Origin of the sequence: Furfurilactobacillus siliginis, assembly GCF_001437435.1 — a bacterium.
Taxonomy (GTDB): Bacteria; Bacillota; Bacilli; order Lactobacillales; family Lactobacillaceae; genus Furfurilactobacillus; species Furfurilactobacillus siliginis.
Genome location: NZ_JQCB01000006.1, coordinates 1 through 18,672, shown reverse-complemented (window position 1 = coordinate 18,672; position 18,672 = coordinate 1). Strand labels below are relative to the sequence as shown.

Sequence of the window (18,672 nt, the reverse complement as noted above, 5' to 3'; positions counted from 1 at the left end):
TTACCGCTTCGGCTTCGCGCAATCCTTGCGCAGCCTGCGCTCTCGGCACGACATCTGATCTTTGTTGCTAATGACCTGGTGTTGGAGGAGTGCTTTGCACGCCTTGCGGGCAAAGCACAAGTGCAGTGAACGTTTAGGTAAACTCGCCGCCGCTTTGACTGCAGCGTTCATCGATCACTCAAAGTAGTAGTTAACTGGGAACCGAAATAACCGCTGTCCCGTGAGCGGAGAGGACTGCACAATAAGTAGCGTCACTTGTTTGCTGGCGGACACAGATCTAAAGACCATGGCAAAAGAACTTTATGTAATCTTAATGTCATATAACCGTAATTTTTGTTACGTAGTGATACAATATAGACATAAAGAAACGTACCGGTTTGGCACGCGTGCAGGGGGTAACGAAGATGAAAACAGAAATGGTTAAGAAAGTTGTTACTGGTGGGGTCGTTTTACTGAGTACATTGTTACTTTCTGCGCGTGTTAGCACTGATGCAAAGACAACGGATAAACAACCGATTCGTGTGAGTCAGGTTGCTAAGACACCTGTTCACCATAGTAAAGTGAGTGCTAAGGCAACTGCTACCCAACCGATAGTTGCGTCGACCGCTGTGTCTTCTGTTGAACCTACAAGTAGCAGTAATAGCGTTGAATCATCCACGGATGCTGTGAGTCCCGTGACAAATGCTTCTGTAAGTGCACCGGTATCACGCACTAAGAATGCTGCTGTAGCGGTTAGTGATGTTTCGGCCCAACCAAGCCAACAACCTGTTGTCACAGCCGCAAAACCAACGGATACGAGCACTGCTACTAACGCCGCACAGCCAGTCAACCCTGCTTTGACTGCCTTTCGTAATCAGTTAGGCGTATCTGATACAGATGCCAACATGCAGTACATGGTGACACCAAACACTGACGGGAATGTGCAAATTGATGTTCGTACCCAGGCACCAGATCCAGAAGTTAGCAACCTAGTCGGTGTATACACGTACAATCCAAGTACACAGGCGATTACCGCAGTGGATCCGATAACCGGAAATCAAGTCGTCGTTCAAAAATAGTCATACAAAATGATGCCGCCTTTAGGGCGGTATTTTTTTGTGCGTGTTTTTAGTATGATAGAGAGCAGAATAAGTAAAAGGCGGTTCGCGAATGTTAAAAAAAATGAGTCCGATGATTATGACGCTGGGTGGGGTAGGATTATTTGTCATTTGCTGTTTGATTGCCTGGTTGGCAGGCGTTAGTACAGTCCAAATCTCGAACGTTGCCTTTATGGTAGGCCTCTTGTTACTTTTGGTTGGGGCCGCTATGCAGCTTAGTCATGCGCACTTGTTCGTTGGATTTCGTCGCTCCCGTCGACAGAAAACATATAAAGAAAAAGATGAAACACCACAAAAACCAATCTCTGCGATGGAAGTTTCGGAAAAGAAAAACGCGCCGCTACGTTTTTCTAGCTGGAACAAATGGATTTGGATTGCCGGCGCCTGTTGTATTGGCGTGGCGGTACTGATCACCCTTTAAAAGATATAGAAACGGCGTCATCCACACTCGCGTAGGGTGTGGATGACGCCGTTTTTGTTTGTAGTTTCGCTGACACTACTGTACTTGGTCTTGTGTGGAATCCAGCGAACGAATTCTAGTCGTCGCCTAACGCGTACTTGCGAATCGCAGCCGCCACGCCATCTTCACTGTTAGGTAACGTAACTGCTTGAGCAGCAGCTTTTACTTCGTCGATACCATTCCCCATAGCGACACCGAAACCGGCTGCTTTGATCATGGATAAGTCGTTGCCTTGATCTCCGATTGCCATGACTTCACTGATGTCGATGCCCAAATCGGTAGCTAATCCTGTAATGGTATTGCCTTTAGAAGCTGCTTTGTTCATGGCTTCTAAGAAGAAGGGTTCGCTTTGCACGAAGTAAAAGTCATCCTTGAATTCGGCCGGTAATTGACTGACAGCTTGGTTGATAATGGCTGGATGATCAATAAACATGACTTTGGAGACCGTTAAATCAGCTGGCATTTCGCTGACTTCACGATACCGAACGGACATTTTTACCAGGAAGGCCTCACCAATCGTGTAGTCACTGATGTTTTTGTTGGCAGTGTAAATGTGTTGATCCGTTTCGATATGGAAATGAGTGCCAAGTTGATGGCTGAGCTGTTCTAACTTACGGTATTGGTCATAGTCCAACGTGTGACGGACTAAAACTTTACCGCTGATTGTTTGGGCTAAGGCCCCGTTAAAGGTCACAACATACTGATCATCGCCACTCAGACCTAATTGATCCAGATACCCTTTTACACCAGTCAGTGGCCGACCGGTACAGAGAACGACCTTGATACCGGCATCTCGAGCCGCTGTGACTGCATCAATCGTGGCCTGTGCCAACTCATTTTTTTCGTTCAGTAAGGTGCCGTCGATATCAATGGCAATTAGCTTAATCTTCATGGGGTTCTCCTTTAGGGTGAATCAATTGATTATTTTTGATGTAGGCCTGAAATTCTGTGTAGATGGGCATGAATAAATCTTCGGCAGTATCAGTCCGATACATTTCCCGAGGGAAGAAGAATCGTTGATCTCCTAATTCACGACCAGAGATTGCCGCCACCAATGGACTCAACGCTGATAACTCGATGGTTGAACCATCATTTTTCATAAGCTGAATTTCGGCAGCTGGTTTGCGTGATTGGCGCGTGTTCGCGTTGTACGGTAAGTCGTAACTGTCGTTTGTGGCAGTGTAGTAAGCCACGTTATAGCCGGCAGTTTCGATTTGGTCACGTAATGTGGGTAACAAGTCTTCAGTATCAGCGTTGTACTCGACGGATTTGAACGGCTTGCGATCCAAAAAGCGGGTGGCCAAATCACTTAATACGACGTCGCTACTGTCTTGCCAGTGCTGAAAGTAAGTGTTCAGTACGCCATCATCTAATTTTAAGTAATCTTTCAACGTCCAATCTTCATTAAAGAACGGTTCCAATAAAATCGGACTAAACGTTTCGTGATGCGCTTGTTTGTTGGTGTACAAGTCTTTCGCACGCAATAACAGATGGTCTAAGATAACTTCCATGGCTCGTGAAACAGGATGGAAATAGATTTGTTGATACATTTGAAAACGACTTAAAATGTAGTCTTCAACGGCGTGCATCCCATCGATGTCAAAGGCAATACCGTCTTTAAAAGGTCGCATAACGCGTAGCACTCGGGTTAGATCAAAACGGCCGTAATCGGCGCCGGTGAAGTATGCGTCACGCAGCAAATAATCCATGCGGTCGGCATCTAGTTGACTGGAAATAATTTGAACCACTTGTGGGTTTGGATAGGTGTGGTTGATTACACTCGCAACTTGCTGTGGGAATTCTGGCGATACACGGCGTAATACTTTATTCACTTCAGTATTAGGGGATGTCAAAATTTGCATTGTGATAGCTTCGTGATCGGTATGGAAAATGTGCTCAAACGTATGTGAGTAAGCACCGTGGCCGATGTCATGAAGTAATGCCGCACACAGTGTCACTAACCGTTCATCATCATTCCACAAGCCATCATCTGGCGTTACGCTTGGATAATCGGCTGCGAAATTGTCACAAATGCGTCGAGCAATTTCATAGACGCCCAGTGAGTGTCCAAAACGACTGTGTTCGGCACCGTGAAAGACTTCAGCGGTCACGCCAAGCTGTTTAACACGGCGAAGACGTTGGAACTCTTTTGTATTGATCAAGTCTAAAATCACTTGGTGGGACACGGCGATGTAGTTATGCACAGGATCGCGAAATACTTTTTCACGTGGGAACGTTTGGTAACGATAGTCCATGAAATCCTCCTGGAAATAGTTATTCATTGATGTTTGGCTGGTGTTGCTGCAGTCGTTCAGCTTCAAACTTCATCCGTGCTGCATATTCAGGTTCCTGCATCAGATCAGCTAAGTGCTGTTCAGCAAGAAAGGTGCCTGACTGTTTAGCTGCGTCGATGAAACGTTGTTTGGTGTCTTCAATGGTCAATGCTTGCGGCAATAAATCGCCGACGTTCATCATCGTACCAGGGTCGACATCAGGGAAATCCCATTTGTTTTCTTCATGGCCCAAGCCAACGGTATAAAAGTCGTGAACCAGTTGCGCGCGGGCATTTTGATTACCAACGACGCTGAGGTACAGCATGATGACGATGCCACCGTTACGCCGCCGTTGTGACATACCAGCAATTTTATGACCGTTGACGCTGAGGTCGTAAGTGCCGGGACAATATGAACGAGGGACTTCACCGGCAACGATTGGTAGTTCAGGAAAGGCGCGGTCAACGAGCAATTTCATTTGTTCGTAGGCTTCGTCGACGCCCATCTTTAACAGACTTGGCGGGAAGAACAAACTGATATTTAGAACGCCGGGATCGGCGACAACAGCTAATCCGCCAGAGTTACGAATGAAGCCAACGTAACCATGATCCGTTAAAACTTGGTAGGCATCATCTAAGTGTGGTAGGTCGGCGTCTCGCAAGCCCATGATGACATTATTATCAAGCATCCAAAAATGGAGTAAGGGTTGTTGTTCGTGTTCAATTAAACTGAGTAACGCGTTCATGTGCGAAAAGGTTGCTAACCCGTCGGCTTGGTTAAAGTGTTGGGATAACAACATCGTGGTCGGCGCAAGGCTCAATGCGTCAGTCATGTGGTCACCTGGTTTCATGAGTGCTCGTATGATAATCAAAGTAAATTATCACCGGCGATTAATCATTAAATAAACTGCTTACATTATAGCAGAGAGTGAGCCTGCTCGGGTAGACACCGAGCACCAACAAAGGCGGCGCTGAAAACGAGCTGCACATCCCATAAGCCTGTGCATTACCTGCCGACCGTACAGGGCTAAAGCCCCTCCCGCCCTGCCTGCAATTGCTCGGCTTATAACCGGGGTGTTTCGCTCTCTGCCTCTCCAAGCGCTCACCATGGCTTTTCGTTTAAAATGCGTTATAATTTTCTACTGATGGTAACCGTACGAATCAAGGAGGGGCACTTGTGGCACAACGATTTGAACAACCGGTGACGGTGCAACTACAAACAAACATTACGCAAGATGGTGAAACCGAGCAATTTGACTTTAACCTGCCAGGTCGGTTGGTTGTCATCAACGGCACAGTTTACCTGCGTTATGTTGAAACAGATGATGGCGTGGAGTCACCAGTGACGTTTAAGCTGAATCGTGAAGACGATGTTGTTTTGACGCGCGGTGGTGCCAATGATTTGCGAATGCATTTTCTAGAAGGTAAGGCAGTCACAACTAACTATCGCACGCCGTATGGCATGATGTCAGTGGAAGTTGCAACGGCAGAAGTGAGTGCACGAATCAGTGAGGATTTGTCGACGGGCCGAATCGCTGTCGATTATCAATTGCTAGCTGGTGAACAGTTAATTGGTGATTATCAAATTAGATTGCAATTTACGGCTTAAGACATTATGATGAAGTGTACACTCTCGAAAGGATGGGCCTGATTTTGGAACTTAAAATTTTCGAAGGTCAAAACAAGAACGAACTCTCAATGATTGAGGTTGCGCATGCAATCCTTTCACAACACGGAGAGGCAATGGGTTTTGCTGACTTAGCAAACGCCATTCAACAATACCTCGGCTCAAGCGATGAAGAAGTCCGCTCACGGTTAGCACAGTTTTATACTGATCTAAACGTCGACGGTAGCTTTATTTCACTAGGTGACAACACCTGGGGCTTGCGGACCTGGTATCCATTTGACTCCATCGATGAAGCCACCATTAATGGTGAAGAAGATGAAGATCAACCAAAACGTAAGAAGCGCCGTAAGGTTAATGCCTTCTTGGCAGACGCCGCTGATGACGATGACGTAATTGACTATGACGATGATGATCCTGAAGATGATGACTTTGGTCAAGAAGCTGATGATGAAGAGTCAGCCGATGACACTAAGGACAACGATGACGATGTTGATGATGAAGACACCGAAAATCAGGATACTGAAGAAGACTTGCCAGACGGCATCGAAGGTCAGCTTGCTGAATTGCACGATGACGATGATGACGACGAAGATGAAGAAAACGATGACGACGAAGAAGAATAGGTTTTTGATTTCTGAAAGTTCTCGCTTGACCTCATTGGTCTAAATCAGTATTATATTCTTTGGGCACCGTTCGAAAGAATGGGCACAAGACAGAAGCAATTAAGCTGCTCCCAATTCACATGAATTGGGAGCTTTTTCTTTGTTTCAGATACTCCCCGAAAAAACAAAAGGAGCGTTTATTTAGATGACCAAATACATTTTTGTCACCGGTGGTGTGGTTTCTTCAATCGGAAAGGGGATCGTTGCAGCGTCGTTAGGACGTTTGCTAAAGAACCGCGGGTTAAAGATTACGATTCAAAAGTTTGACCCATATATTAACGTCGACCCTGGCACGATGAGTCCTTACCAACACGGTGAAGTGTTTGTGACAGATGATGGTACCGAAACTGACTTAGACCTTGGCCATTACGAACGATTCATTGATATTAACCTGAATAAATACTCCAACGTTACCACGGGGAAAATTTATCAAGAAGTTCTGCAAAAGGAACGTCATGGGGACTACCTTGGTGCAACGGTTCAGGTTATTCCACATATCACGAATGCGATTAAGGAAAAAATCATGCGCGCTGGTCAAACGACCGACGCTGACGTGGTGATTACCGAAATCGGTGGGACGGTTGGTGATATCGAATCACTACCATTCATCGAAGCTTTGCGTCAAATGAAGTCCGATGTTGGTAGTGACAATGTCTTCTACATTCACACGACGTTGATTCCATACTTGCGGGCAGCTGGTGAAATGAAGACGAAGCCAACTCAACACAGTGTAAAGGAATTGCGTGGTCTGGGAATTCAACCGAACATGTTAGTTGTCCGCACGGAACAACCAATCACACAGGGCATGCGAAACAAGATTGCATCCTTCTGTGACGTGGAACCTGAAGCAGTCATTGAATCAATGGATGTACCAACGGTTTACACGATTCCATTGGCCTTACAAGACCAAAAGATGGACGATATCGTGCTGAACCATTTCAAGTTGGATGCGCCAAAAGCTGATATGTCTGAATGGCAGAAGCTGGAACAACACGTTCAAAACTTACACAAGACGATCACCATTGACTTGGTTGGTAAGTATACAGACCTACCTGATGCGTACATTTCTGTGAATGAAGCCTTGAAATCAGCCGGGTATGTGGTCGATGCAGATGTTAAAATCAACCACTTTAACTCGGAAGACATCAATGAAGACAATGTTGAAGAAATGTTGGCAGACGCAGATGGTATCTTAGTTCCCGGTGGATTTGGGACGCGGGGAATTGAAGGTAAGATCCTAGCTATCAAATATGCGCGTGAACATGATGTGCCATATCTTGGTATCTGTTTGGGTATGCAAATGGCCTGTGTTGAATTTGCTCGCGACGTTGTTGGTCTAGAAAACGCCAACTCAACGGAAATCAACCCAGAAACGGCTTACCCAGTTATCGACTTGATGTCAGATCAAGAAGATGTGGATGATTTAGGTGGGACGCAACGTTTGGGTGCTTACCCATGTAAGTTGAAGCCCGGCACAATTGCTGCCGCAGCTTACAACAATGAAGAAGTTATTTCTGAACGTCACCGTCACCGTTACGAATTCAACAACAAGTACCGTGATCAATTAGCCGCTAAGGGCTTGGTGTTCTCTGGAACATCACCGGATAACCGGTTGGTGGAAGTCGTTGAACTCCCAACGAATAAATTCCATGTGGCAGCGCAATATCATCCAGAGTTTTTATCACGGCCAAATCGTCCAGAAGGACTCTTCAAGGCATTTGTGAAAGCTGCCGATGATGAACACATCGCTAAGAACTAAGGTCTATTTAAGGTTCTGATGGCATAATTTAACATGTGGTTTAAAAGGCTTCGCCATGGCAGAAATGCAACCATGACGGAGCCTTTTTGTACCCCAAAAAATTGTGTGCTATAGTAATTTTGGCAATTGTGTCGATGTTAATCATCTAGCAACTAAATAATTGTTTTCTAAAAAAATACTGTGAAGTCTGAAACTGTATTGTTTTTTTGGTTCAGCTTCTTTAATATTGAGATTAATTGTGTGCTCCCACATCGCATTAACAAGCAGGTTGAGCCACAACTTTAAATTGAAATTAATTGTCGACAAGACGAAAGAGGAATTACGCATGAAATCAATGATCATCCAAGGAGGACACCGGCTATCAGGCTCAGTTACCATCGGTGGTGCTAAGAACAGTACCGTCGCCCTGATTCCTGCCGCTATTTTGGCAGATACACCGGTCCGCTTTGATTCTGTTCCAGATATCTTGGATGTGCATAACTTGATGGCTATTTTGGCATCGATGAATGTGACATCACATTTTGAAAATGGCGTGCTGGATATTGACCCAACAAAAATCGAGGAAAACATCCTCCCTGGTAAGGCCATTAAGAGTCTGCGTGCTTCTTATTACTTCATGGGCGCCTTGTTAGGTCGGTTCAAACGTGCCACAGTTTCGTTCCCGGGTGGCGATAATATCGGTCCACGGCCAATTGATCAGCATATCAAAGGTTTCAAAGCGCTTGGTGCACAAGTGACTGAAATTGATGATGCAGTGCACATCGATGCCAGTGCTGGCTTGCATGGTGCACGGATTTTCCTTGATCTTGTTTCAGTTGGCGCCACGATGAACATTATTTTGGCGGCGGTCAAAGCGACTGGTCAAACAGTCATCGAAAATGCTGCCAAAGAGCCAGAAATCATTGATTTAGCGACCTTCTTGAACAACATGGGTGCTAAAGTCCGTGGTGCAGGAACGGATGTTATTCGTATTGAAGGTGTTGAGCGACTAGAAGCGACTAACACTCATACCATAATTCCAGACCGGATTGAAGCCGGGACGTATCTTTCAATGGCAGCAGCTGTTGGGGATGGCGTCAACGTACAAAACGTGATTCCAGAACACTTGGAATCATTTACCGCGAAGTTACTGGAAATGGGTGTGAAGCTCGATGTGAACGAAGACAGCATCTTTGTTCATGGCTCAAATGAACTGCATGCGATTCAGGTGAAGACGATGCCTTACCCTGGCTTTGCGACCGATTTACAACAGCCAATCACACCACTGATGGGGCTTGCTGAAGGATCTAGTATTATTATTGATACCATTTACCCTGAACGGACGAAGCACATTGCTGAGCTGAATCGGATGGGCGCTAAGATTCGTTTGGAAGACCACATGATCATCGTGGATCATTGCACAGAATTGACTGGTGCGACAGTTTCTGCTGGTGAAATTCGTGCCGGCGCTTCATTGGTTATCGCAGGGCTTTTAGCTGATGGACAGACTACGATTGTTAATGCAGAGAATATTTTGCGAGGTTACGATCGGATCTCAGATAAGCTGACTGCGCTAGGCGCTGATGTGCAGGTGATTGAAGATACTGACGCTGGTGTGTTTGAATACTAGTTGTTGGCTATTGCAACACTGTGTTTTTGATGGTATATTACTAGAGTTGATTATATTGGAACTATGACTCAGTAAATGACTCATGGCAAAAGGAGATATGAACTTATGAAACAAGGAATTCACCCAGATTACCACCAGGTTGTATTCATGGACTCAACCACTGGCTTCAAATTTATTTCAGGTTCAACTGCAACTTCTCAAGAAACAACTGACTGGGAAGATGGCAACACGTACCCATTGATCCGTGTTGAAATCACTTCAGATTCACACCCATTCTACACTGGGAAGCAAAAGTTCACACAAGCCGATGGCGCTGTGGACAAGTTCAACAAGAAGTACGGTTTAAAGTAAACTGTATTTTTAATGGATTAGAAATGCCGTTCTATCAGGCATCTGACACTGTTGAAGTGTTGGATGTCTGTTTTTTTGCCGATAATTCTCCCAGTATGGGAGAATTTGTTTAGTACGGAGTAAAAAACACCTTGCCAACTGAAGAATAAAAAGCGTAATATAATCGCATTAAACAATCCATGTCTTTCAAACAAATAGGTACCCTGTCTGCAACTTAATGCTAACAGGGTACTTTTTTTGTCCTAAGGCATGTGATGAGAGAAAGTGAGTGACTTTTATGCAAGAACAAACAACTGACCGTGTTTCGCGAAAAGTATTATTAGCGATTTTAGGAACTGCCATTTTATCATTTTGTGGTGTGCTGACGGAAACGTCGATGAATGTAACTTTTCCAACGTTAATGCGGCAATTGCATGTAACGATTGGGACGGTGCAATGGTTAACGACCGGCTATCTGTTAGTGGCGGCGTTGGTAATGACGATGGCGTCATATATTCATAAGCGGTTCAGCTACAAAGGAACATTTGCGCTAGGAATTATCCTGTTTGTCATTGGTTTGCTAGTCTGTGCACTGGCACCAACGTTTAGTATTTTATTATTGGGACGGTTAATTGGTGGTGTTGCGACGGGATTATGTATTCCGTTGATGTTTACCATCATCACCCAGTTTGTGCCGGTGGAAAAGTTAGGTGTCTACATGGCGTTAGGCGGAATGATTATCGGTTTCGCACCTGCCTTAGGACCAACCTATGGTGGACTCGTTTCTTATGCACTCGGCTGGCGGATGATTTTTTGGATCATTTTACCGATTACCTTGATTGCATTTGTGTTAGGATTCTTCAATATTCATCAAAAGACGCAGCCTGTTGTAACACGCTTTGACATTGTTGGCTTTGTACTGATAGCCGTTGCGTTTATCACGATTTCGCTTGGTTTTAACAACGTTTCTCACAGTGGTTGGGGAAGTCCACTATTTTGGGGCTTTATCCTGATTGGCGTCATTGCTGTAGTTGGCTATGGCTGGTGGGGATTACACACTGAACATCCCCTGATTGCGGTCACGATATTTAAACAACCGACCTTTACGCTGAGCTTTTTGACGTATCTTTTGATTCAGTTAGGGAACATTGGTTTAGGTTTCTTGTTGCCAAACTATGCACAACTGGTGCTGGGTGCAAACGCGATGACAGCTGGTCTGATTTTGTTGCCAGGGAGCCTGCTGAATAGTATTTTGACACCTATTTCAGGAAATGTCCTAGATCGCAGCGGTGCGCAAAAACCAATTATGTGGGGCTTAGTGCTGTCTTGCCTAGGAATGCTAGGCTTTGTTGTCGTAGCACCACACATGGCACTGCTCTGGCTGGTTGGCTTGTACATGCTATTTTGTATCGGCTTTGCCTTTTCATTTAGTAACACGTTAACAAATGGACTTCAGCAGTTATCGCCTGAGTTGTTCGGCGATGGTAATGCAGCCTTTAACTCGATTCAGCAGTACGCGGGCTCGATTGGAACGGCCATTATGGCGACGGTTCTGTCTAGCAGTCAGCTACATGCCGGCAGTTTGTCCATGAAAGCTGCCACAGCACGAGGCGCACAACATGACTTTATGATTGTACTGGCAATGATCGTAGCGATGCTCGTGTTAGCAACGATTAATTTCCGGATGCAAAAGGCAACGGCGAAATAGTAGTGTAGCCAATGCGGTTATGTTTTCGCTATTTAAACGCATAAATCAAAAATAATGGTCTGAAACAAAAGCGAGTTTTGTTTCAGACCATTATTTTTTATAAACTTACATCCTGAAAAGTGAAATATACGTCTTGTTTGCGGTATTCCAGCTTATTTTGCTTTTGCGGCACGGAAATCTCTGGTATTGAAGCGAAACAGTACGAGGTTACATGCGACGATGGCGCCCGTGGATAAGAAGACTGCACCATACCCCCAAGTGCCGGATACCACTGATCCAATCAAAGGTCCGACGATGCTGCCCATGGCCATGAAACTTTGATTCCAGGAGAAGACACGACCGGTAACAGATACTGGGGAGTTCTTTGCCAGTAATGTTTGTACAGCAGGCATCATGGTGGCATCGGAGATACCGATTAGGAAGCGGAAGAAGCCCAGCTCCCAAACATTGCGAACAAAAGCCATCGGAATGAATACACAGATGGCGAAGACAAAGCCAATGGTTAGGATTCGCTCGGTGCCAATTTTATCGCCTAAAACACCTAGTCGTGGTGCGGCCACGATGGTTGCTAGTCCAGGGATGGCGGCGATGATACCGGCAACAAGTGAGACGGAGCCGTTACCATGCAATAGTTGGCGAACATATAAACTGAGAATAGGACTGATCGACTGGTTGGCAATTTGGATAATTGTCGTAGTAATCAGCATCCCTAAGATCAGCTGGGGATGTTTAAAAGTTTTGATGACGTCTTTAGTCGATTTCATGGCGTCTTTTTCCACCGGCGTGAAATGCTCATGGACAAACAACCAGCTGAGTAAAAAGACGATTAGCAGTAAGCCGCCGGTAATGAAAAAGGTCACCCGGTAGCCAAAACTGGCAGCGAGCGTTCCACCTAGTAAAGGTCCCAGCAAGTTACCGGCAGTAAAGCCAGTTACTAAGGTGCCGAGTGCTTGGCCGGAGTGCTCTTTGGGTGATTCGGTAGCGACCAATGCGTTGGCATTTGAAATGTAGCCAGAGAAGACACCTTGGATAAACCGCAGTGCAATCAGTTCCCAAACAGTGGTGACCAGTCCCATAGCCCCGAGTACAATGGCCATACCAAGTGATGCACGCAGGATCATCAGTTTGCGTCCGCGACGATCAGCTAAGCGTCCCCATAAGGGGGAAACAATGGCGGTTACGAGGTAGGTGGCCGAAAAGGTGATGCCAGAATAGAAGTTAAGTTGCGCCGTTGAGAAATGGCCAAGTGTATCTATGTAAAGTGACATGAACGGCATGATTTCACTAAAGGCCATGCCAGCCATAAATGTGCCGAACCAAAGAACAAAAATATTTTGTTCCCAAGGGAGACGTTTACGAAATAATTGGTGTTTGAGTTGCTTGAACAATAGGGCATCCTTCTTTATCTTTAATGACGTTTGCGGTATATTTTGCATATCAATTAAATTGACAAATAATTATTTTACACCTTTTAAAATAATTTTGTAGACGCGTCAACGTCTGAAAGGATTATTCATGTCACACGGGAAAAAATCAGGTCGCTCAAAAGTTGGTCAGTGGATTAGCGGTATTGTTATTGCGTTACTGCTGGCTGTGTCAATGGTGCTGATCTTCAATGGTCCCATTACGAACTGGTTGGTAAAAAGTTACCATCCAACCATTACGCGTAGCGATGTTAAAAAAAATCAGCATGCCAAGGTTAGTTATGATTTTAGAAGCGTGAACTCACTCGGTTTGCAGACAGCAGCTAAGGCACGTATGAATCATAAGATTAAAGCCATTGGTTTGATTGCCATTCCCGATATTAAGATGAATTTGCAAATCGTAAATGGTGTTTCTGATGAGGATTTGGCGTTGGCCACAGGCACGTTGAAGCCTGGACAGGTGATGGGTACTGGTAATTACGCCATTGCTGGTCACCGGATGGATGAAAAAGACGCGATGTTCAGTCCGCTGTTCTGGAAGAGTCGTGTTGGTCAGAAGATTTACCTAACTGATTTGGATCACGTGTATGAATACACCACAACTGAACGCAAATTTATTCAGGCGACGCGCGTTGATGTGGTCGATGATGTGCCGGGCAAGAAACTGGTCACCTTGATTACTTGTGACGCCACCGGTGATAAACGATTGATGGTGCGTGGTAAGTATGTTCGCAGCTATACATGGAAGAACGCACCTAAGGCGGCATTAGATGGGTTTAGTTACAAACAAAAGGTTGAAGATTTAAGCAAAGCTAATTGATGTAGTAAATTCAAAAAGAGGTGTTTGGGACATAAGTTATTTTGTCCCAAACACCTCTTTTTAATTTGCTTGGTTAATTTTAGCAAGCCATAAGGGTAAAACTTCATTCAACTGGCGATAGGTCAGTTCGAAATTATGTGAGTACCATGGATCAGGAATTTCTTGTGCAGCTTTTTCAGGAACCACTTCAAAGGCGAGATGTAATTTGCTTTGCGCAGCAGCCGGAACGAGGCGCTGCAGGTTGGCCATGTTGGATCGGTCCATTGTGATGATCCAATCAGCCCAGTTAATGTCTTTGTCGGTAATTGGCCGTGACGTTAAACCGGCGGCGCTTAAACCGTGCTCATTTAAAACGTGAACGGCACCCGGATGCGGTGGGTTACCTTCTTCCCAGTTACTAGTGGCTACAGAATCTACTTTAATGTGATCAGCTAATTGTTGTTCATCAACAAGATGCTTAAAAATCACTTCGGCCATGGGCGACCGACAGATGTTGCCAAGGCAAACGAACAGAACGTTTTGCATGGTGCTCCTCCTGAAAAACCTAAGTTACCTATTATTGTGCCGTGTTCATGAATCTGACGCAAGTGTTTTGCGCTGTTGCTGTGTCTCCTGCCGCCAAGCCATTAGAAAGTTCGCTTCGCTCACCGTCGACTCGATGTGACACCTTACCACTGCGGGCTTTGCGAATTCTTCGCAGCCCTTCGTTCTCGGTGTTACATCTGGTCTCTATTGCTAATTGCTTGGCGGCAGGGGAGTGCGTTGCCCACGCGCAGTTCACGCGGGGGCAACGACACAAGCCCAGTTATCGTCGAAGTAAACGTGAAGTGGCTGGTATTTGTTTCGTTCACTGACAGTAGTAGAAGACGGTACCATCATTGAAATTATCGACAGCGGTGACTTTTACTTTAGTGGTTACGGTTTTGTGCTGTTCGCAACGCGAACAGCACTCTTCTGAAAACAGGGTAACGGCGATGGCAATCAGGTGGCGTCCCGTGAGTGAGGGCTGCACAAGAATTGTGCAAAGTCCGAACGGTGAGGGGCTCCGCCTGGTTGCCGACGAACGAAGTGAGTTCGCCGTTATCCTGTTTTCAGAAGATACTCCCCCACGTACTAGATCAAGCAAGCAGACCTGCTGTGGTATAATAATCTTCGACTGTATTTAAGAATTAAGCCGCAGCGTGTCCATGCCGCTGCCGGCGCTTGATGGTGAGGATAATAATGAAAATGCAATTGGCAGAAGTCGCGAAAGCGGTGGATGCACAAAATGATGTGAGTCAATGGGCCGATGTAACGGTCACGGCGGTGCACTTTGATAGCCGCCAGTTAGCAGCTGGCACCTTGTTTGTGCCTTTAGCTGGTGAACATGATGGACATGAATTTATCGATTCAGCTCGCGTTCACGGTGCTGTTGCCAGTTTTTGGGCAGCATCAAAGACTGCTCAGGCACCAACTGATTTTCCGGTGTTGATTGTTGATGATCCCTTAGCAGCAATGCAAAAACTTGCTCGTTACTGGTTGTCTAAGATCAATCCGCAAGTCGTTGCGGTTACTGGTAGTAATGGTAAAACAACGACCAAGGACATGACTGCCAGTGTGTTGGACACGGAATATAACGTCGTGAAGACATTTGCTAACTATAATAATGAAGTTGGTGTGCCATACACGGTGTTATCCATGGATCCAAACACTGAGATTCTGGTTGTAGAAATGGGGATGGATCGTTTTGACCAACTTGATGCGTTGAGTAAATTGGTTGAACCAGACGTTGCCATTATTACGATGATTGGTGAAGCTCACATTGAATTTTTCGGCACACGTGATCGAATCGCGGATGCAAAGATGGAGATTACCCACGGTTTAAAGGCTGATGGTCGCTTCGTATTCAATGGGGATGAACCATTGCTGGCGGAACGTGCGGCTACGATTGACAATGAACAGCGTACCTTTGGTCAACAGAGCTCGAATAACCTATATCCAACAAAGATTACAACGGACAATGAGCAACATGAAACTAGTTTTGTGGTCAATCAATGGCCTGATGAAACATTCACGATTCCGTTGCTTGGAGAGTACAACGTCAACAATGCGATGGCTGCTTTGACCGTGGGTGAACTGTTCCATGTCCGAGTTGCAAACATGGCTCGTGGCTTAGCGAACGTTGCACTGACGGAAAACCGCACGCAATGGTTGACTGGGATTACTGGTGAAGCGATTTTAAGTGATATTTATAATGCCAATCCAACTGCGATGAAAGATGTCTTGCAGATGTTTGCTAAAACGCCGGCTGCCGGTCGGCACATTGCGGTTTTGGGTGATATGTTGGAATTAGGCACTGATGCAGATGAATTACATGCCTCGGTTGCGACCGCACTGCATGCTAATGAGATTCAGTCGGTATATTTGATTGGACCGCACATGCAGGCATTACAGCAGGCCCTTAGTGGTGACTATGCAGCTGACAATTTGCACTACTATGCATTAGATGACAAAGATCGGCTGACAAGTGATTTAGCAGCAGATGTGCAGGCTAGTGATGAAGTCTTACTGAAGGCGAGTCACGGTGTGCATTTAGAAACGGTTTTAAGCACGTTACAAAACGGTACGAGTAAAAAGTAACTGACTTATGATGAGAGAGGGACAAAAGTCGGGAGGTAGCAAGCAAGAGCTAGAACGACCGTACGGGTTGGTCTTCAATCCAGTAGGTGGTTCGTAGTCTGCACAGCGACTTGACTTTTGACACACGTCTCCTTGAAGCTTAGAAAACAACAATGGGTCTGTGGACATAATTAGTTATGTCCCAGCCTTTTTTAATTTACAAACTTAAACGTGGGACAAAAGCCGAGTCTCTGTGGAGGGGACGACCTCATTACTTTTATCCCACGCTCGTTTAATATTGTTAATATCGGTTAACTAATGACTTGCAGTTGTAAAAAGAGGTCGCACGCGTTAAACTATTATAGTTGCGTTTTTTTAAAACCAACAACTTAATGGTAATCACAAAACAATAGAACGAGCCAAAATGGCCATTTTCACGCGATAGCAGACGGATTTTTGCTAGTGTTGATGCAACCGTTTGGCCCGAGGAGGAACTAATTTGAAGTTTTCAGAACTAGGCCTGAAAGACGACCTGCTTAAAGCCATCGATGAAAGTGGCTATGAAGAAGCAACCCCTATCCAAGAACAAACGATTCCCTTGGTTTTACAAGGCGATGACGTTATTGGACAAGCACAAACAGGGACTGGGAAAACGGCGGCCTTTGGGCTACCAATCCTAAACAAGATTGACACTAGCAACCCGAATGTACAGGCGTTGATCGTGTCACCAACCCGGGAACTTGCCATTCAAACGCAAGAAGAATTATACCGGTTGGGTAAATTTGAAAAGGCACGGGTTCAAGTTGTCTATGGTGGGGCTGACATTCGTCGTCAAATCAACAGCTTGAAGAACCACCCACAGATTGTGGTTGGAACACCTGGTCGTTTGCTAGACCACATTAACCGTAAAACTGTTCGTTTGGACCACGTCAACACATTGGTTTTAGATGAAGCCGATGAAATGTTGGACATGGGTTTCCTAGACGACATTGAAAGTATCATCAAACAAGTACCTAACACCCGTCAAACGTTGCTGTTCTCAGCAACAATGCCTGACAAGATCCGTCGTATCGGGGTTCAGTTCATGACGAACCCTAAGGAAGTTAAGATCAAGGCGAAGGAATTAACGACTGACTTAGTGGACCAGTTCTATGTAAAGTCACGTGAATTCGAAAAGTTTGATTTGATGACGCGTCTGTTTGACGTTCAAGATCCAGACCTAACCATCGTGTTTGGTCGGACAAAGCGGCGTGTTGACGAATTGTCTAAGGGACTTGAAGCCCGTGGCTACAACGCTGCTGGGATTCACGGTGACTTGACGCAACAACGTCGTTCACAAATCCTGAAGCAATTCCGTGATGGTAAGTTAGACATCTTGGTTGCGACTGATGTTGCTGCCCGTGGATTGGACATCTCCGGTGTTACCCACGTGTACAACTATGACATTCCTCAGGATCCAGAAAGTTACGTGCACCGGATTGGCCGTACTGGCCGTGCCGGGCATCACGGAACAAGTTTGACGTTTGTAACGCCAAACGAAATGGATTACCTGCGTGAAATTGAAAAGTTGACTAAGGTGCGCATGCTACCTCTGAAGCCACCTTCGGCTGAAGAAGCACTTGCTGGTCAGTTGTCAGCAGCTGAAAGCAAGATCGCTGAGTTGGTAGAAAGCACTGACACAACTAAGTTTGATAAGGAAGCCGCTGAATTATTGAGCCATTACGATGCTCAAGACTTAGTTGCTGCTTTATTAACCAACATGACACCTGGTGATGAACATTCAGCGCCAGTTCACATCACACCAGAACGTCCATTACCTAACCGTCATGGTGGCGGTCGTGGCAATGGTCGCGGTCATAGCAACGGCGGTCGCGGTGGATACCGTGGCAATAACCGTGGTGGCAATGGCGGTGGTCATGGTCGTTACTCACGTGATCGTGATAACGGTGGCAGTCGTGGTGGTAGTCGCGACCACAAGCCTTCTGGCTCTCGTAACGGTGGCAATGGCCACGGACACGGTAGCAGTAGCAACGGCGGTGGTAGCAAGCATGGCTACTCAATCAACCATCGGTAATTTTTAAAGTTAAATTGGAAAAGGTGATGTCCATATGGGCATCACCTTTTTTAGGCTCAATAATATCTTAATTGAGTGGTATTATTTTATTTATAGAATAATACGAAAAGTATTGAGGGAGATTTCAATGAAAAAAATCAGTATGAATTCAAGCAGTAAGGAATTTTCAGCTTACATGGTAGATTGTAAAATTAATCCGAACGCTGTTCGGACAAAAAAGATCAGCTTCCTT

Annotated in this window: 16 protein-coding genes; 11 read left to right on the top strand and 5 right to left on the bottom strand. The window is 45.5% G+C overall.

Going from position 1 to position 18,672, the window contains the following annotated elements; genetic code table 11:
• Positions 1-404 precede the first annotated feature (404 nt).
• Both IV55_RS05450 and IV55_RS05445 read left to right on the top strand, forming a co-directional pair.
• Positions 405-1,058 carry a hypothetical protein gene (locus IV55_RS05450; protein ID WP_057810146.1) on the top strand — a complete coding sequence of 218 codons (654 nt, stop codon included), beginning with the start codon at positions 405-407 and terminating at the stop codon, positions 1,056-1,058.
• A 91-nt stretch (positions 1,059-1,149) separates the two neighbouring features.
• Entirely contained in the window at positions 1,150-1,518 is a 369-nt protein-coding gene (locus IV55_RS05445) for a DUF3899 domain-containing protein (RefSeq protein ID WP_057810145.1), read from the top strand.
• 115 nt (positions 1,519-1,633) lie between these two features.
• On the opposite strand, the gene yidA is transcribed toward IV55_RS05445, so the two are convergent.
• Genes yidA through IV55_RS05430 form a run of 3 tightly spaced genes read right to left on the bottom strand, consistent with a single transcriptional unit; the run spans position 1,634 to position 4,680 of the window.
• A complete protein-coding gene (gene yidA / locus IV55_RS05440; protein WP_057810143.1) occupies positions 1,634-2,449 on the bottom strand; it encodes a sugar-phosphatase in 816 nt (271 codons plus the stop codon).
• On the bottom strand, positions 2,439-3,812 hold the full coding sequence (locus tag IV55_RS05435; RefSeq protein WP_057810141.1) for an HD domain-containing protein: 1,374 nt from the start codon (positions 3,810-3,812) through the stop codon (positions 2,439-2,441). The genes yidA and IV55_RS05435 overlap by 11 nt, the downstream gene beginning before the upstream one ends.
• 19 nt (positions 3,813-3,831) lie before the next feature.
• A complete protein-coding gene (locus IV55_RS05430; protein WP_225425860.1) occupies positions 3,832-4,680 on the bottom strand; it encodes a lipoate--protein ligase family protein in 849 nt (282 codons plus the stop codon).
• Positions 4,681-5,006: 326 nt separating this feature from the next.
• Here IV55_RS05430 and IV55_RS05425 point away from each other — a divergent pair, with 326 nt between their 5' ends.
• The 6 genes from IV55_RS05425 to IV55_RS05395 all read left to right on the top strand — a co-directional run bounded on the left by IV55_RS05425 (position 5,007) and on the right by IV55_RS05395 (position 11,524).
• The gene (locus tag IV55_RS05425; protein ID WP_057810138.1) at positions 5,007-5,438 is read left to right on the top strand and encodes a YwiB family protein; all 432 of its coding nucleotides are present in this window, start codon (positions 5,007-5,009) and stop codon (positions 5,436-5,438) included.
• Between the two features lie 44 nt (positions 5,439-5,482).
• Positions 5,483-6,079 carry a DNA-directed RNA polymerase subunit delta gene (gene rpoE, locus IV55_RS05420; RefSeq protein WP_057810320.1) on the top strand — a complete coding sequence of 199 codons (597 nt, stop codon included), beginning with the start codon at positions 5,483-5,485 and terminating at the stop codon, positions 6,077-6,079.
• A 184-nt stretch (positions 6,080-6,263) separates the two neighbouring features.
• On the top strand, positions 6,264-7,877 hold the full coding sequence (locus IV55_RS05415) for a CTP synthase (RefSeq protein WP_057810136.1): 1,614 nt from the start codon (positions 6,264-6,266) through the stop codon (positions 7,875-7,877).
• A gap of 325 nt (positions 7,878-8,202) precedes the next feature.
• Entirely contained in the window at positions 8,203-9,486 is a 1,284-nt protein-coding gene (locus IV55_RS05405) for a UDP-N-acetylglucosamine 1-carboxyvinyltransferase (protein ID WP_057810132.1), read from the top strand.
• A gap of 105 nt (positions 9,487-9,591) precedes the next feature.
• Entirely contained in the window at positions 9,592-9,837 is a 246-nt protein-coding gene (locus tag IV55_RS05400) for a type B 50S ribosomal protein L31 (RefSeq protein WP_057810130.1), read from the top strand.
• Between the two features lie 277 nt (positions 9,838-10,114).
• Positions 10,115-11,524, top strand: a complete 1,410-nt coding sequence (locus IV55_RS05395; RefSeq protein ID WP_057810128.1) for a DHA2 family efflux MFS transporter permease subunit — start codon at positions 10,115-10,117, stop codon at positions 11,522-11,524.
• Positions 11,525-11,676: 152 nt separating this feature from the next.
• Here IV55_RS05395 and IV55_RS05390 read toward each other — a convergent pair whose 3' ends face one another.
• A complete protein-coding gene (locus IV55_RS05390) occupies positions 11,677-12,912 on the bottom strand; it encodes a multidrug efflux MFS transporter (RefSeq protein WP_146993636.1) in 1,236 nt (411 codons plus the stop codon).
• A gap of 127 nt (positions 12,913-13,039) precedes the next feature.
• On the opposite strand from IV55_RS05390, the gene IV55_RS05385 reads away from it, so the two are divergent.
• On the top strand, positions 13,040-13,768 hold the full coding sequence (locus IV55_RS05385) for a class A sortase (RefSeq protein WP_057810124.1): 729 nt from the start codon (positions 13,040-13,042) through the stop codon (positions 13,766-13,768).
• A 60-nt stretch (positions 13,769-13,828) separates the two neighbouring features.
• Here the strand turns inward: IV55_RS05385 and IV55_RS05380 are convergent, their stop codons facing one another.
• Positions 13,829-14,293, bottom strand: a complete 465-nt coding sequence (locus IV55_RS05380; protein ID WP_057810122.1) for a low molecular weight protein-tyrosine-phosphatase — start codon at positions 14,291-14,293, stop codon at positions 13,829-13,831.
• Positions 14,294-14,989: 696 nt separating this feature from the next.
• Between IV55_RS05380 and IV55_RS05375 the strand changes: the two genes are divergently transcribed.
• Both IV55_RS05375 and cshA read left to right on the top strand, forming a co-directional pair.
• Positions 14,990-16,387 carry a UDP-N-acetylmuramoyl-tripeptide--D-alanyl-D-alanine ligase gene (locus IV55_RS05375; RefSeq protein ID WP_057810120.1) on the top strand — a complete coding sequence of 466 codons (1,398 nt, stop codon included), beginning with the start codon at positions 14,990-14,992 and terminating at the stop codon, positions 16,385-16,387.
• 478 nt (positions 16,388-16,865) lie between these two features.
• Positions 16,866-18,440 carry a degradosome RNA helicase CshA gene (gene cshA / locus IV55_RS05370; protein ID WP_057810118.1) on the top strand — a complete coding sequence of 525 codons (1,575 nt, stop codon included), beginning with the start codon at positions 16,866-16,868 and terminating at the stop codon, positions 18,438-18,440.
• The last annotated feature ends 232 nt before the right edge of the window (positions 18,441-18,672 follow it).